The organism is Halomonas sp. LMYGS-3 (assembly GCF_059509875.1).
Map to the genome: position 1 here is coordinate 66715 of NZ_JCAKFQ010000006.1, position 15019 is coordinate 81733.

The following is a 15019-nucleotide window of genomic DNA, read 5'->3' on the forward strand; positions in this document are numbered from 1 at the left end:
GCTGCAGGCACGCACAGCCCATCATGGAGGGAAGAGGCCGCACCCGCGGCCAGGAGAACTGAGCGCCCATCGGCTCGACGCGGGCCTTCCTGGAGATGCTCGCCATGCTCAACAGCGCTGCACCCTCCGAGGAACTCCCCCTGCATGCTGCTAGGCGAGATTGTACCGGCAGGGAGTTCCTGGCACCGCGCCTGCACGACCAGAGCCACCGCGCCGAGAGGCCCTTCGTCGCCGTGGAGCGCTCTGGGCAGTCGCGCCACCTGGCGCCCGGGAAACGGATCCAGAAGAAACCGTGCATCATCTGGCGATCATAGCCACGGCGCTGCCCCGTAGATTGCGCCGGTGGCGCGATATCCTCAACGAGAACTCTGCCCTTGTCGCAGACCCCGTAACGACTTGCCATGGCGGACTCCTCCTTCTCAAAGGGTCGGGTGTCCACCGAACCGGGCCTACTTCAACCCCAACGTCCCGAACCACCACCTGCAGCGCTATCGGACAGTGGAAGGAACCTCCGAGTGACGGCCCGCAGGCACGCCCCCGATAGCGCTACGAAGAATTCCGACTCGACAGCCCCCACCGGCCTGCCGTAACCCACTTCGGCCTGCAGTCCGGGACTCGGGGTCACCCCATCATCTGCACCAGGACCAGAGAGATCGAGGGGAAGAGGACCAGCAGGGTCTGGTAGGGGCCCAGGCCATCGAACCCCCAAGCGGATGCCTTCGCCCGGCCCGGAGAAGGAGAAAACCGCCTTCGAGCCCCTGGCACAGATCTTGGCTGAGCCCGCGGCCCGCACGGGCCACCCCTGCTCACGGCGAAAGCCTGGTCACAGCTGGTCGAGGCACGCTGGGTGCTGAATCTGGCCGCCGGCAGCCTGGCCCAGCAACTGGTGGCCTGGCTGGAGGGGCAAGGGCTCGGCTTGTCGCGCCAGGCGGTCAGATGCGACTCGCCTACCCTCATGACCGAGATGATGCGTCGGACCGACCTGATCGGCTTCGGGCCGCGTATCCTGTTCCGGGATCCCCTGTCTGGCCAGGGGCTGGCCAGCTTCGACGCCCTGCCCCCCTTCCCGCCCATCACCCTCGGGCTGCTCAAGCTCAGGGGCGTTCCCCTGAACTCGGGCGCCCAGCCTTGGCCACCCTCTTCACCCGCTACATCACCCCGCTGTCGCTTTGAATAGATCGAACCCCGAGCTGGTCATAGCCGGCTAGAGGACCGGCACACCCGAAGCATTCAGACTCGTCCGATAATGAAAAAGCCCCGGCCAGGCCGGGGCAAGCAGATCGGAACAGCTCATGACAAGCGACTGTCGGGGAGCGATCGCTTCGGCGGCCGCTGCCACGGATTCAGAAGCGATACATCACCATGCCTTGCAGACGCACGGCATCGCCGTCTTCACCATTGGCAATCTCACGGGTCTGGCGACTCACTTCCACGCCATAACTGACATTGCGCGTCGCCGACCAGATGTAGTTCAAGTGGAGGTCCGTAAAGGTTTCATTGGCAATATCGGCGTTGGCGACCCCGGCATCGATGGCGTCATCCAGATCGGCGGTAGCATACCCATAGCCGAGGTTGATATGGCCTGGACCAGCCGCAACCCGTATGCCTACCGTGCCGCCCGTCAAGGTGATAGGTTCGACGTCTCCGGTGGCCGGATCCACATAGGCCGGTGCGCCGGGAGCTTCCTCCATATAACCGCCGATCCCCTTGCCATGAGTCACCCCACCGCGCAGCGTCACGGCCGGCGTGACATGGTATTCCGCCTCGACGTTTACCCCCCAGCCAACTGCGCTATCACTGTTCACCCCATCATCGACCTCCAATTGACGCAGCAGCCCAGAGGCGCCGTAGTTCAGACTGCCGACCCGTCCCATGTAGCGCAGGGTCAGGTCGGGCAGGGTGTTCTTGTGGGCGGCATGCTCGGCATAGCCTCCCCCCGGGGTGAAGCCACTGGCCACGGTACCGCCGAGGTTGCCCGGATCTTCCAGTGCTACCGAGAAGCCACCGGTGGAATAGCGCAACTGACCCTGGCGCGCCCCCTGCGGCAGACCCGGCTGGGGCTTGAAATCCACGATACGGTTCATGCCATGGATAAAGCCAAAGTTACTGGTGGTCTGACCGGCGGTAATGCCGTTCCATTCCCCATAGGCGTGGCGCAGTCGGAACTCCTCACGATCACCACTTCCGCCATAGAAATCCCCCTCGATGACGGTCTTCAGATCCCCGCTTTCCGTGGGGGTCGACGTCGCGAAGGCGATACGGCTCTGCTTGGCATGCAGTTGGGTATGCCCCGTGATCTCGGACCGCGGATCGCCATCCAGCGGAATGGCGGCATTGGCCCCCAGCGGCGGCAGCTCGGCATCGACGTCATAGATCATGTCCAGCTTCACATAACCGTAGATGCTGGCCGTGGTCTCTCCCACCTCGAACTCATAGGCGTGGGAAGCCAGTGAAACCACCATGGCCAGGGAGGAAACCGTGAGGATGGCGCCTTTCTTGAGGTTCTTGTAGTCAGTCATGTACCTACCTTGAACGTATCGCATTATGATTATTTGCATTCACGGATGAACGCCTGGGCACAACACAGCAAACCTTATATAAGGTTTGCTTATTGTTTAGTAAAAAAATAGTCACATGTCAAGCACAAGCTTGGCGCTCTTGCAGCCGGAACAACACACCATGATGCTCTTGTTGGCGGCACGCTGCTGCGCAGAGAGCACCAGGTCCCGATGATCCGGCTCCCCGTCCAGGACAGGAACCTCGCAGGTCCCGCAGATACCTTCCTGGCAGGAGTAGAGTGGCTGATGGCCTTCATCGATCAGCACATCGAGAATGGTCTTGCCCGCCGGCACATAGTAACTTGCCCCCGATCGAGCCAGCTCCACCGTGAATCCGCCGGAGGTATCCGCCGCCTCCTTGGCCGCAAAATACTCGACGTGCACGCAGTCATCGGACAGGGCCTTCGTGGCTGACTCGAAGGCCTCCAGCATGGGCAGGGGACCGCAGCAGTAGAAGTGAGTACTGCTCGGCGCGGAGGCCACGATGTCAGGAAAGTTCAGAAAGCCACCCGAACTCTCCTGATCGAAATGAAACACAACGCTACCATGTTGACTGCTGGAGCTCAGCGCCTCGATATCCTCGATAAAGGCCGTATTCTTCCTTGATCTTGTCGAGTAGTAGAGCGTCCACTTCTTCCCCAGCTCATCCAGGCGACGCACCATGGCATAGAGGGGGGTGATACCGATACCACCGGCAATCAGTACACTGCTCTCCGCCTCTTCGTTCAGCAGAAAGTTGTTTCTCGGCGCCCCTATGGTCAGGATATCGCCGGCATGGACGCTGCCATGCATGAAGCGTGATCCGCCTCGGCTATTGGCGTCGAGGTTGACGGCCACCCGATAACGATCGCTCTCTGCCTGGGAGTTGAAAATCGAATAACTTCGAATCAGCCCGTTGCTCAGGTGCAGGTCGATATGGGCCCCGGGGCTGAAGGCGGGCAACTCTCGACGCGGTGCCACGGGACGGAGATCATAACTGAGAATACCCTCCGCCTCGAAGGTAATTGACTTGACCCTGACTTGCAGGATTTCTTCCACCTGACTCATGGAGATACCTCGCTGGAATGAATGGAACGGCTACAGGTCGATGAGTTCATCGCTCTTCATCGACACTCCGGTAGCCGCCTCGCAGGCAGCCTTGACATCATCGGGTTGCCCGACATGGAAAATGAACTGAGTCAGTAGGCGACCCCACTTGGGATGGCGACGGTACTCCTCCAGCGGTAGCCCTTCGAGAAAGAAATCGCGGTGATCGCTGGGGAGACGAATACCCTCGGCGGGGGGCGGCTCTCTCAGCACTCCTTTCGGGTCCCTGCCACTTTCGACCGCATCGATATCGTCAAGCAACCGACGCCGCAGGAGAGCAATCCCTCGATCGCTCGTCCCTAGTGTTTCTCGCGACCTATCCGTGATTCGCCCCTGACCAACCCAGGCCACGATATCCTGATTGAGCACATGACTGGTGATCCATCGTCCATTGTCATCCCGAATCGGAGAATACCAGCTTGGAATATGCTTCTGCTCGTAAGGCTCACTCTCCCTTGGCACACGAATGAACGACCAGGTTACGCTCAGCATGTTCTCATCATCCATGGGAACCCGCCATTCGAAGTGGTCGCCAAGGAAGAAGCCATTCGGCCAAAGGCATACTCGACCAATCGTCCAGAGCGGATCCTCTTCGGAAGTGTCCTCACAGACTCGCTTATAGAGGAAGCCATGATCGAACTCCTCGAAACCCAGCTTCGTATGTGTGGGAGCATAACGGGCATCCGCATCTCGTTGCCGACGACTCCAGTTCGCATGCGTCCATTCGAAGTGAACCGGATCGATGGAGTTCTCCTGGGCCTGAAGCCAGTTGCAGGGCACTTCGGAGAAGACGACCTGGACGAAGCCATTGGCCCAGTGAAATGCCTCCCAGTCCGGCAGTTCAGGGGCAGGAGATGGCCCCAGGTAGGCCCAGAGCATGCCGCCGGCAGGCTTGATAGAATAGGCTGCGATACGGGTTCGGGCGCACAGCGAGGCCGTTGGATCCACCTGCTCCTCGAAGGGCTGATGAATGCACTGCCCGGCCCCATCGTACTGCCAGCCATGGTAGAAGCAACGAATCCCATGCTGCTCCACGATACCCTGGCTCAGATCGGCTCGCCGATGGGCACAATGGCGATCGAGCAAGCCATAATCACCACTCTTGTCCCGGTACAGCACCAGGTCCTCACCGAGCAGCCTCAGGGGCTTGGTCGGGGAGCGCTCCAACTCGTCGATAGCGGCAACAGGATGCCAGTAGCGACGCAGCACCTCCCCCATGGGCGTGTCAGGACCGACACGAGTCAAACGTTCATTGATTTCTCTCGATAACATCGATCACCCCTCCGCGACTTGTTGTTGTCCTTTCGAGGGTGTCAACCATCTCAGACCAAGATTTCCGACGATGGCGACTCCCAGCATCATCAGCGCCATGGGCCAGATGCTATCCACTTCGAAGAAGGTCACCAGGAATCCCACGGCTCCGGCACAGATGAACTTGATCCCCCCCATCAGCGCCGCCGCAGTCGCACTGATATGAGGGAAATTTTCAAGTACCGATGCGATGGCATTGGGCGTTACCAGGCCGATGGCACCCACAAACAGCATGACAAGCGGAACCACAGTGTAGATGGTCACCGCCCCGGAGAGTGAGACCATCACCAGCGCCGTGGCCGAGGCCAGCTGAACACCAATGCCCAGCAGGAGGTTCTGTCTCGGGCTTCGGTGGCGAAGCAATCGCACATTGATCCTGCTACACGCCGCCACAAATATCACGTTCGCCCCGAAGACAAAGGGATACGCTGAGGGCGAAATGCCGAGCAGGGCCATATAGACAAAGGGAGAGGCCGTAACAAAGGCCATTAGACCGGAAAATGACATGGCAACTGCGCAGATATATCCCAGGGACTCGCGGTGCACAAGAACCGAGGAATAGTTTCGTATCACTCCAGCAAGCGTAATCTCCTTTCCCCTTTCCGATGACGTTTCCGGCAACCTTGTGCCTACGATCACCAGCACCACGCAAGCATATGCGGCCAGAAAAAGAAACACCGCCTGCCATCCAGAAACATGAAGAAGAAGGCTACCGATTGCCGGCGCTGCCAGCGGTGCTACCATCATGATCATTGCCATGGTGGACATCACCTTTGCCGCCTCCCTCCCCTTGAAGCAGTCACGCACAATGGCGGAGGAGTTGACAACGCTGGCTCCCCCTCCAAGAGCCTGAAGAAAACGCCACAGGAAGAGCTCGCCCAGCGATTCCGAGAGGGCCAGCATGACACTGGCAATCACGAACAGCAGCAGCCCGGTCAAGAGCACCGGTTTACGGCCCAGGCGATCGGACAGAGGACCGCATACCAGCTGCCCGATGGCAAACCCTGCCAGGAAGATACTGATGGAAAGCTCGGCACGATGAATGCTTGTGCCCAGCTCATTGGCGATCTGTGGCAAGGCAGGAAGGTAGGCATCGATGGCCAGAGGCGCCAGCGCCGTGTTTGCAGCCACCAACAACGACAACCTTCCTGTGTGCATCATCACCTCCCTCGCCTGGGGTGGAGCCCGAGCGACATCAACTGGCCGTCATGCCTTGTCGGCGTGACAGCAGGCAGAGCATGGTGGCCACTACCAGGCAACCCAGCGCCAGGCCCAGCATGCCCAGCTCGGGAACGCTGATCAGCGGATTGTGAGGCATCGCCACCAGTAGCCCTCCGGCGATGAACAACCCCCTGACCGGCCACTGCAGATAGCCCGCGCACGCCAGGGAACCGAGTTTGGGGAGGTACCCCTGCAACCCGCCGGCCACCAGGGCAATCCCGATGACTGCCGAAATGATCGCCTTGAGGATCTCACCGGCCGACCCCTGTAACAGCAGCGCCGGTTCCAGCACGAAGAAGAAGGGAATGAAATAGATGATGCTGCCCAGCTGCATCGACATGAAGCCCGTCTTCATGGGATGGCTACCCGCCACCTTGGCTGCGGTGAAGGCCCCGGTCGCCACCGGAGGCGTAATGAAGCTCAGCATCCCCCAGTAGAGGATGAACATGTGCACGGCGAGCGGATTCAGGCCGGCATCGACCAGGGCCGGTGCCAGGGCGATGGCCAGAAAGATATAGGCGGCGGTGATCGGCATGCCGACCCCCAGGATGAAGCTGGTCAGGGCGCCCATGAACAGCAGGATCATGGGGTTGCCACCGGCGATGAACAGCAGGTCCGTGGCGATGGTGCCGGACATGCCGGTGACGGTCAGGCCGCCCATGATCATGCCGATGCCCGCCATCAGCCCCAGCAGTTCCACGAGGCGCATTCCGCTGACCTCGATGAACTCCCGGAGGTCGGCCAGCGACCAGCGGTTGGCGGCTCGCATCTGGTTGACGACGATCAGCAGGGCAGTGGCATAGAAGGGGGCGACGGCCTCACGATTCATCACCAGCAGCATCCAGATCAGCAAGGCGAACACGAAGAGGTAGTGCCAGCCAGCCCGGAAGGTCTCACCCAGCCTGGGCAGCTCCTTCTCATCCAGCCCCTTGAGATTCTGACGCGCGGCGAAGAAGTCGATCTGAATGAACAGGCCATAGAAATAGAGCGCCGAGGGAATGGCGGCAGCCAGGGCGATCTGCCCATAGGGAATGTCGAGGAACACCGCCATGATGAAGGCGGCCGCCCCCATCACCGGAGGCATCAGTACGCCGCCGGTCGACGCACAAGTTTCTACCCCAGCCGCATAGGTCTTGGAGAAGCCGACACGACGCATGGCCGGGATAGACAGCGGCCCCGTGGTCAGCACGTTGGTGATAACGCTCCCTGACATGGAGCCCATCAAGCCGCTGGAGAAGATCGATACCTTGGCGGGACCGCCCCGCACCTTGCCGAGCATGGCGAAGGCGAGGTCGAGAAAGAACTTTCCGCCCCCCGTACACTGTAGTGCCGTGCCGAAGAGCAGGAAACCGACCACCAGTTTCCCGTATGCCTGTACCGGAATCCCCAGGATACTCTCGGCACTGAGGGCATGGTAGATGGCGACTTGATGGACCGGCGTCGACACGCCAGCAAAGCTGTCCGGCAGCCAGCCGGCCATCAGCGGGAAGAGGGACATCAGCAAGACGACGCAGAAAATGGCCCAACCGCCGCTACGGCGTACCGCTTCCAGCACCAGGGCCCACATCAGGTAGCTCATGTAGACGACATGTTCAGGCGCGGCGAACTCCCATCCCCGGTAGATGGCATTGACCGCATTGGCGGCAAAGAACCCACAGCACAGAAGAGAGACAAGGGCCAACAGCCAGTCATACCAGGGTACCCTGTCCACTCGGGTCCCCAGGTTGATCGGCATTGAGATGAATACGACCGGCAGCAACATGGCCATCAGTACATAGATGTACTGCACGTCGAACATGGTAAAGCCGGTATAGAAACCCAGATTGAAGATCTGGTAGACGGCGGTCAAGGTCGCCAGGATAGCCACTACAACCAGAATGACGCTCACCACGACTGGACGACGCTGCAAGGGTTCCGACATGTCTCACACTCACTCGCAAGAGGAACGGGAGGTTGACCCGACAGAGCGGGTCAACCTTTCTCTTGATAGACGTTACAGCAGTCCCGGAATGAAACCGGCTTCCCTCAGCGCAGCCGCGCGATGCTCGCTCCACTCGTCCGAGCTGAAGCTGCTGCCATTGGCGCCCACATAGTCCGCCCAGGCGTCCGCCAGGACCTCCTGTCGACGCAGCAGATCATCGTTATGCGCCTGGTGTTCGTCGCTCCAGACGCCCTTCTCCTTGAAGTAACGCACGGCACCTTCGTGGTAAGGCATGATCCATTCGAAATTCTGACGCTCCACGGCCCACCCGGACGCCGCCGGTGCCTGGCGGTTGAAGGTCTCGAAGTGCTCGTCCATGAACTTGACCAGTGCATAGACCTCATCGGCATCCTGCTCGGCCATGGTGGCCAGGATCGGCAACGCATAGCCGCCGCTGTGCCAGGGCGCCTCCTCGGAAATGTTCACCCCTTCGGTAGCGGTGATCGGCTGGTAATAGGGCACCGTTTCGGCGATACGCTGCCAGGCCTCCTCCCCTTCCGGAGTATCAGCCGGCAGCTGTATCCAGGAGAGTCCACCGGGGCTACCGCTGAGTCGCTCGATCAGCGGGTTGCCCGTGGAGCCCGGCATGACGTCCGCCACGCCATTGAGCACGGAATCGATCGCCTCGAGCGGGCTGCCGATCCCCACCTTATTGACATCGTCCCAGGTGAGTCCGGCATAGGAGAGCACCGCGGCGGTGGTCATGTTCATGGCATCCCCACCCAGCACATAGACGACATTCTTGCCCTCCAGGTCGGCCGGAGTCTCGATACCGGAGGCCCCTGAAGCGGCCAGACCAATGGCCTGACCGCCGAAATTGGCCGACACCACGCGCAAGGGCTGGGGCCCCCACTCGTCGGAGTTGAAGAGCATCACCCCTTCCTGGGCGAAATAGGTAGCGATACCGCTCATGGTATAGCTGGCCTGACCGCTCTTCAGAGGCGTCATCCGGGCCACGTCATTACGGCCGGGAATGATGCGGATATTGCTGTTCTGATGCTCGCGCAGCAGGCCGCCCAGGGCCGACGCCTGGATGTAGTAGGTGGAACCAGTGTCGTAGGCGGTCCATACGGAGACGCGCGGGAAGGTTGGCTCGGCGGCGCCCACCAGGGGTATGGCCAGCCCCGCGGCCAGAGTGAGTAGCTGAACTCCAGATTTGATTGTCATCTTGCATTACTCCACTTATCGTTGTTGTGGATTGTTTGAGTGCAAAACGATAAGACAGCCTTATATAAGCCTGACTTACCTAAGCTTGCACCACATTCATGGATTATTCCATGGCCCATCGGTAGACTTTCGTCTTGTTCACAGAAGTTAAACCGCTTCTCCCTCAGCGACCTTCGAATATGGCAGGCCGTTTCTCCTTGATCGCCTGCAGGCCCTCGCGGAAATCACGAGAGGCCGTGCAGCGATCGATGTCCTCGCGCAGCCGGCGAGGATCGGGACAGCCATCGGCGATGGCGTTCAGGTGGCGCTTCATGCCCTGGAGCGCCAGGGGCGCCAGCTCCAGGAGATTGTCGATGATCGCCCGGCTGCTGGCGGCCAGCTCCTCCGGGGAGCATGGCGGATGCGTCAGCACCCCCAGCCGGTACAACTCCCGGGCGTCCAGCGGCTCGGTGTTGAGAATCATCCGTTTGGCGGTATTCAGTCCCAGGCGTGAGACATAGCGCTGCAGAATGCCGCCATACAGGTGCAGTCCGAAGCGTGCCGCCGGCATGCTGACCCTGGCGGCATCGCTGCCGAGCCTGAAATCACAGGCCAGCAGAAGATCGCTGGCGCCCCCGTAAGCGCCGCCCTGCACCTCGGCGACGGTGATCGGCCGCAGCGCGGCCAGGGCATTCATGGTGGCCTCGAAACGCTCACCCTCACCGCCGGATGCCAGATCCGAGAAATCGTAGCCGGCACAGAAGTGACGGCCCAGGGCACGCAGGCGCACCACGCGCACCGACGAGGCCTCGATCGTCGCGAAGTGCTCGACCAGCCGGTCGAGGTCCTCATCGCTCAGTCGATTGCCCTGCTCCGGACGGCTGAGGGTGATGGTGGCCAGACGCTCGTCCATTTCCAGGACCGGAGAAGCCGAGATCATGCTTGTCACTCCTCCTGGCTCAGTGCCAGCCGTAGATGCTCAGCGTGGACTCGCCCGCCTTGAGCCGCTCGAGGATGGCCGCCTCCTCGACCTCTCGCCGCTCGGCGGCCGTCAGCACCTCGGCGACCTCGGCCGCCGGAATGGCCACCACGCCATCGCCATCGCCCACGACCAGATCACCGGCGGCGATGATCACCTCACCGATCATGACCGGCTGGTTGATCCAGGCCACGGCATCGGGATCCTTGCCGGTGCCCTTGATGCACAGCCCCCGGGAGAACACCGGAAAGCCGAACTCGCCGAGAAGCGCGCCATCCCGGGCGCCTCCGTCGATGACCACCCCGGCCAGCCCGCGTTCCAGAGCGGCGGTGGACATGATCTCGCCCCAGTAGCCGTGTTCATAGGTGCCGTTGGTGCAGACCACCAGCACGTCGCCGGGCCGGGCCTCGTAGATGGCCCGGTGGATCCACAGGTTGTCGCCACCGGGACCATGCACCGTCACCGCTCGACCACAGACCTTGAAGTCGGGAGAAACCGGCTTGATGGCGGAGGGGAGATTGCCACGCTTGCCGAAAGCCTCGTGCAGGGTCGCCGTGGGCAGCTCGGCGGCCCGTTTCAACAGCTCAGCACTGATCGTCATGTCACGCTCTCCTATTTCTCCGCCGTCTGCAGCTGGTGGTAGCGAAACTGGCCGCGGGCCTCATCCAGGCGCATGCCACCACGTACCGCTTCACGAATGCCGTTCTCGGCGGCTTCGATGGCCTCGGCGGTGGCCAGCACGGCCTCTTCATGCTCCCGGGGAATCACCACCACGCCATCGGCGTCGCCACGCAGCAGGTCGCCGGGGGCGACCCGGGCCCGGCCGATATTGACCGGCACATTGGTGGCCTCGACCTGGACGCGATCCTTGCCGGTACGCATCCAGTGGCCACGGGAATAGACCGGGTAGCCCAGCTCGCGGCACAGGGCCACATCGCGGCTGACACCGTCGATCACGGTGCCGGCGATACCGCGGCGGTGAGCGATCTCGGTGAGGATATCGCCCCACACGGTGGCGTCGTCGCGCCCCTGATTGTCCAGCACCAGCACGCTGCCCGGCGGCACGTCATCGATGTAATCGCCCACGGTGCCGGGTGGGGTGCTGGCCGGCCCGTACTTGAGGGTATAGGCGCGACCGGCCAGACGGAAAGCGTTGTCCCGGGGAGCGATACCGTAGCACTGGCCATTGATGCCATGCCTGTCCAGGGCATCGCTCAGGGTCGCCGTGTCCAGCTTCGCCGCACGGGCCACGTTCTTGTCATCGCTCATCATCCGTTCTCCAGCATATGTTCGTAGTTGCCGCCCATGACCTCGCCGATGGGCTGGCCGGTGAGTATCGCCTTGGCCATGGCGGCTTCCTTGCGCACGATCATCTCGGCCACATCCAGGACGTCCTCGATATGCTCCGCGGGAATCAGGATCACCGCGCTGTTGTCGGCGGCCACATAGTCGCCCGCTTCCACCGATACCTCGCCGACCTGGATCGGCACATTGGTTCCGACCTCCATGACACGGCCACGGGCGGTCTTCGAGGTCAGGGTGCGGGCATAGACCGGAAAATCCATCTCGCGGGCCTCATCGATATCGCGCACCGGACCGTCGGCGACCACGCCGGCGATACCGCGCACCTTGGCCCCCAGGGAGAGCAGGCCTCCCCAGCTGCCCGCATCCCGGCCGGTACGCTGCTCGACCACGATGACGCTATCGCCGTCTCCCGCCTCGATGGCGGTGCAGCACAGGTGACGCGGCGGCCCAGCCTGCGGCTTGCCCTGCCCGGCATCCACGGCGTCGAGCTTGACGGTGATGACGCGGCCACAGATGCGCCGGGTGGCGGAGAACTGGTGCAGGTCGGTCACCGCCCCGGGAAGCCCCAGCTTGTCCAGGGCATCGGACAGTGCACAGCAGTCCAGGCGCCGAAGTCGAACCAGATAGTGATCTGACATATCAGTCTGCCTTATATTTAACTGACGGGTTTCCATGAGGCGAAGCACAGACCGGTCCCCGTGAGGGCCGGGGTACGATAGCCGGGCACGTACTCGGCCCAGTCCATTTCCAGGTCGGTGGCCGCGGCCGCCACCAGGATCCAGTTGCGGATCTCGGAGCTACCGGCCTTGAGGCGCTTGGGATCGATCGCGGCCAGATAGTCCAGATCACCGTCACGGAAGGCCTGAATCAACCGGTGGTCGAACTCCTCCTCGACCACGAAGTGAGACAGCCCGCCGGAGGCCAGGAGGCCGACCCGGAGGTCCTCGGGATATTCGGCGATCAACTCGCGCAGCGCGCGCCCCAGGGCCACGCAGCGCTTGGCGGTGGGCTGGTTGGGGGGATCGAAGGTGTTGACCATGATCGGCACGATGGGCAGCTGGGCATGGGACAGGTAGCGACGGTGGGGGAAGGAGAAGGCATGGCCCTCGAACTGTCCCTCGTCGAGCCCGGCCATGGCGGTGATGTCGAAATCCTTGTCGGACAGGCGACGGATCAGCCATTCGGCCAGCTCGCTGTCCACCGGATAGTGCACATCGCCATCCGGCTCCTGGCGCTGGGCGCGGGCGCGGCGATACCAGCTGTCGTCCTCACTGAGCGCTTCCCGCTTGGCGTTGCGGATGGTCTTGCCATAGTAGATGGCGATGGCGGGCATGTTGTTGAGCCCGAACAGCTCGGTCTGGTCATCGCCGGCCACGATCAGCACATCCAGGTCCGCCGCCGCGATACGCTCGCGCAGCTCGTCCATCGCCGCCTCGGCGGCATCGAAGCGTTCGGCCATGCGCTCCGGCGTCACCATCTCCTCCGCCCCTTCCGGCGCCACCGCCAGCAGTTCCTCATAGGTACGGTGATTCCCTTCACGGTCGAAGTAATGGGGATTGCGCGGATCCACCTCCTTGAAGCCGTACTGCCAGTCCTCCTTGCGACACACCAGCATGACGCTGTGGGAGGTGCCGAATGCCGCCGCTAATGTAGCCATGACGTTACTCCTGAATCGTTGTTCTGGTCGTGGGTGTCACATCACACCACGTGGCGCTGCTTCAGTTCGTCGATGCGCGCCTGGGAGAGGCCCAGCTCCGCCAGGATGCGATCGGTATGTTCGCCCTTCTCCGGTGCCGGCCGGGCCTTGTCGGGGCGCGGGAAGCGGGACATCCGGATGGGCGTGTTGATGACCTCAAGGGTGTCGCGCTCGGGATGGTCGATATCCCAGGTCACGTCCAGATGCTTGACCTGATCGTCCTCGAACATCCTGTCGATGGCATAGATGGGACCACAGGGCACGCCCGCCTCGTTGAGGGCATCGATCCACTCGGCGGTGGTGCGCTCACGGAACAGCTCGCCGATCGCCTGATTGACGCGGTCGCGGTTCTTGACCCGCATGGCGTCGGTCTCGAACCCTGGCTCCTCGACCAGCTCGGGCACGCCCAGCACGCCACACAAGCGCACCCACATGGTCTGCCCGATCGCGGCGAGGTTGAGGTAGCCGTCACGGGTGGCATAGACGCCGGTCGGCACGGTGATCGGATGCTCGTTGCCGTTCTGTCCGGAGACGTGGCCATCGATCAGCCACTTGGCGGCCTGGAAGTCGAGCATGGCGATCTGGGACTCGAGCAGGTTGGTATGCACCCACTGCCCCTCTCCGGAGACCTCGCGCTCGAGCAACGCCACCAGGATGCCCTGGGCACAGAAATGCCCGGCGCACAGGTCGGCCAGCGGAATCCCGACCCGCATGGGGCCGCGGCCCGGCTCGCCGGTGATCGACATCAGCCCGCCCATGCCCTGGGCAATGGAGTCGAAACCGGGGCGCTTGCTGTAGGGACCGTCCTGGCCGAAGCCGGAAATGCTGGCATAGACCAGGCGCGGGTTGATCGCCTTCAGGGCCTCGTAGTCGATACCCAGCTTGTACTTGACGTCGGGGCGATAGTTCTCGATGAACACGTCCGCCTCACGGATCAGGTCATGGAAGATCGCCCGGCCCTCCTCGGCCTTGAGGTTGAGGGTCAGGCTCTCCTTGTTGCGATGCAGGTTCTCGAAGTCCGCCCGATCGTGGTCCCTGGCGCCGATCATGTCGTCGCCGCCGGGCGCCCCGTCCGGGATCTCGATCTTGATCACCCGCGCCCCCATGTCCGCGAACGGGCGAATGGCCGTGGGGCCTGCCCGCACACGGCTGGCATCGATGATGGTGAAGCGCGAAAGAGGGCCCTTGGTTCTACTGGTCTGCAACATGATCTGGCTCCACAGGAAAACGGCTCTGGAATGGCCAAGCGCCTCTACCCGCGCCGCCTTTCCCTTGTCGTTACATGAACTCTGCTGTCGTCGTCATCCGAGAACAGCCCTCAGCGCGGCACGAACAGCGGCAGCTTGGGCCCGCCCTCCTTGAGCCGGCGGAAGACCGCCCGGACCGGCTGGCCGATGGCCAGGCCTTGCGGGTCGGCATCGATGATGTTGCTCATCAGGGTCACGCCCTCCTCGAGGCGCACGAAGGCAATGGTGTGGCCGGGCTCTCCCTTGCGCATCAGGGTGCTGTAGGAGTAGATCTCGCCGCGCCCGCTGACCGCCTTCCACTCGACGCGGTCGCTCAGGCAGTGCGGGCAGACCATGCGCGGATAGAAGTGCGGTTGGCCGCACTCCTGGCACTCCTTGATCAGCAGCTCGTCTCGCTCGGTGGCGGCCCAGAACGCCTCCACGTCCATCTGCGGCGAACGCGGTTCGGGTCTTGCTGACTGCTGTCCAGACGGTTTCTGCTCTGCCATT

14 protein-coding genes are annotated in these 15019 nt (G+C 62.3%); 1 reads left to right on the forward strand and 13 read right to left on the reverse strand.

Translation table 11 applies throughout. The annotated features are described in order from the left end of the window. Window positions 1-829: 829 nt before the first annotated feature. On the forward strand, window positions 830-1177 hold the full coding sequence (locus tag AC5W54_RS07575) for a type 2 periplasmic-binding domain-containing protein (protein ID WP_495961614.1): 348 nt from the start codon (window positions 830-832) through the stop codon (window positions 1175-1177). 166 nt (window positions 1178-1343) lie between these two features. Here AC5W54_RS07575 and AC5W54_RS07580 read toward each other — a convergent pair whose 3' ends face one another. The 13 genes from AC5W54_RS07580 to AC5W54_RS07640 form a co-directional block, all read right to left on the reverse strand. Then, a complete protein-coding gene (locus tag AC5W54_RS07580; protein WP_495961465.1) occupies window positions 1344-2519 on the reverse strand; it encodes a DcaP family trimeric outer membrane transporter in 1176 nt (391 codons plus the stop codon). Window positions 2520-2630: 111 nt separating this feature from the next. Then, window positions 2631-3605 carry a PDR/VanB family oxidoreductase gene (locus tag AC5W54_RS07585; RefSeq protein ID WP_495961466.1) on the reverse strand — a complete coding sequence of 325 codons (975 nt, stop codon included), beginning with the start codon at window positions 3603-3605 and terminating at the stop codon, window positions 2631-2633. Between the two features lie 30 nt (window positions 3606-3635). Next, window positions 3636-4916, reverse strand: coding sequence for a Rieske 2Fe-2S domain-containing protein (locus AC5W54_RS07590; protein ID WP_495961467.1), 1281 nt, complete (start codon window positions 4914-4916; stop codon window positions 3636-3638). 3 nt (window positions 4917-4919) lie between these two features. Then, window positions 4920-6116, reverse strand: a complete 1197-nt coding sequence (locus AC5W54_RS07595; protein WP_495961468.1) for a Bcr/CflA family multidrug efflux MFS transporter — start codon at window positions 6114-6116, stop codon at window positions 4920-4922. A 34-nt stretch (window positions 6117-6150) separates the two neighbouring features. Further along, a complete protein-coding gene (locus AC5W54_RS07600) occupies window positions 6151-8097 on the reverse strand; it encodes a TRAP transporter permease (RefSeq protein WP_495961469.1) in 1947 nt (648 codons plus the stop codon). A 72-nt stretch (window positions 8098-8169) separates the two neighbouring features. Continuing rightward, window positions 8170-9324 (reverse strand): TAXI family TRAP transporter solute-binding subunit, encoded by a 1155-nt coding sequence (locus AC5W54_RS07605; protein ID WP_495961470.1) that lies wholly within the window; start codon window positions 9322-9324, stop codon window positions 8170-8172. A gap of 163 nt (window positions 9325-9487) precedes the next feature. Next, complete coding sequence (locus tag AC5W54_RS07610) at window positions 9488-10243, reverse strand: enoyl-CoA hydratase/isomerase family protein (protein ID WP_495961471.1); 756 nt, start codon at window positions 10241-10243, stop codon at window positions 9488-9490. 19 nt (window positions 10244-10262) lie between these two features. After that, window positions 10263-10883 (reverse strand): 4-carboxy-4-hydroxy-2-oxoadipate aldolase/oxaloacetate decarboxylase, encoded by a 621-nt coding sequence (locus tag AC5W54_RS07615; protein ID WP_495961472.1) that lies wholly within the window; start codon window positions 10881-10883, stop codon window positions 10263-10265. Window positions 10884-10894: 11 nt separating this feature from the next. Continuing rightward, a complete protein-coding gene (locus AC5W54_RS07620) occupies window positions 10895-11551 on the reverse strand; it encodes an RraA family protein (RefSeq protein ID WP_495961473.1) in 657 nt (218 codons plus the stop codon). Further along, a complete protein-coding gene (locus AC5W54_RS07625; protein ID WP_495961474.1) occupies window positions 11551-12225 on the reverse strand; it encodes an RraA family protein in 675 nt (224 codons plus the stop codon). The genes AC5W54_RS07620 and AC5W54_RS07625 overlap by 1 nt, the downstream gene beginning before the upstream one ends. 17 nt (window positions 12226-12242) lie before the next feature. Continuing rightward, the gene (locus AC5W54_RS07630; RefSeq protein ID WP_495961475.1) at window positions 12243-13244 is read right to left on the reverse strand and encodes a DODA-type extradiol aromatic ring-opening family dioxygenase; all 1002 of its coding nucleotides are present in this window, start codon (window positions 13242-13244) and stop codon (window positions 12243-12245) included. Window positions 13245-13285: 41 nt separating this feature from the next. Further along, on the reverse strand, window positions 13286-14491 hold the full coding sequence (locus AC5W54_RS07635; protein WP_495961476.1) for a CaiB/BaiF CoA transferase family protein: 1206 nt from the start codon (window positions 14489-14491) through the stop codon (window positions 13286-13288). A 110-nt stretch (window positions 14492-14601) separates the two neighbouring features. Continuing rightward, window positions 14602-15018 (reverse strand): Zn-ribbon domain-containing OB-fold protein, encoded by a 417-nt coding sequence (locus tag AC5W54_RS07640; RefSeq protein ID WP_495961477.1) that lies wholly within the window; start codon window positions 15016-15018, stop codon window positions 14602-14604. Between the last annotated feature and the right edge of the window lies 1 nt (window position 15019).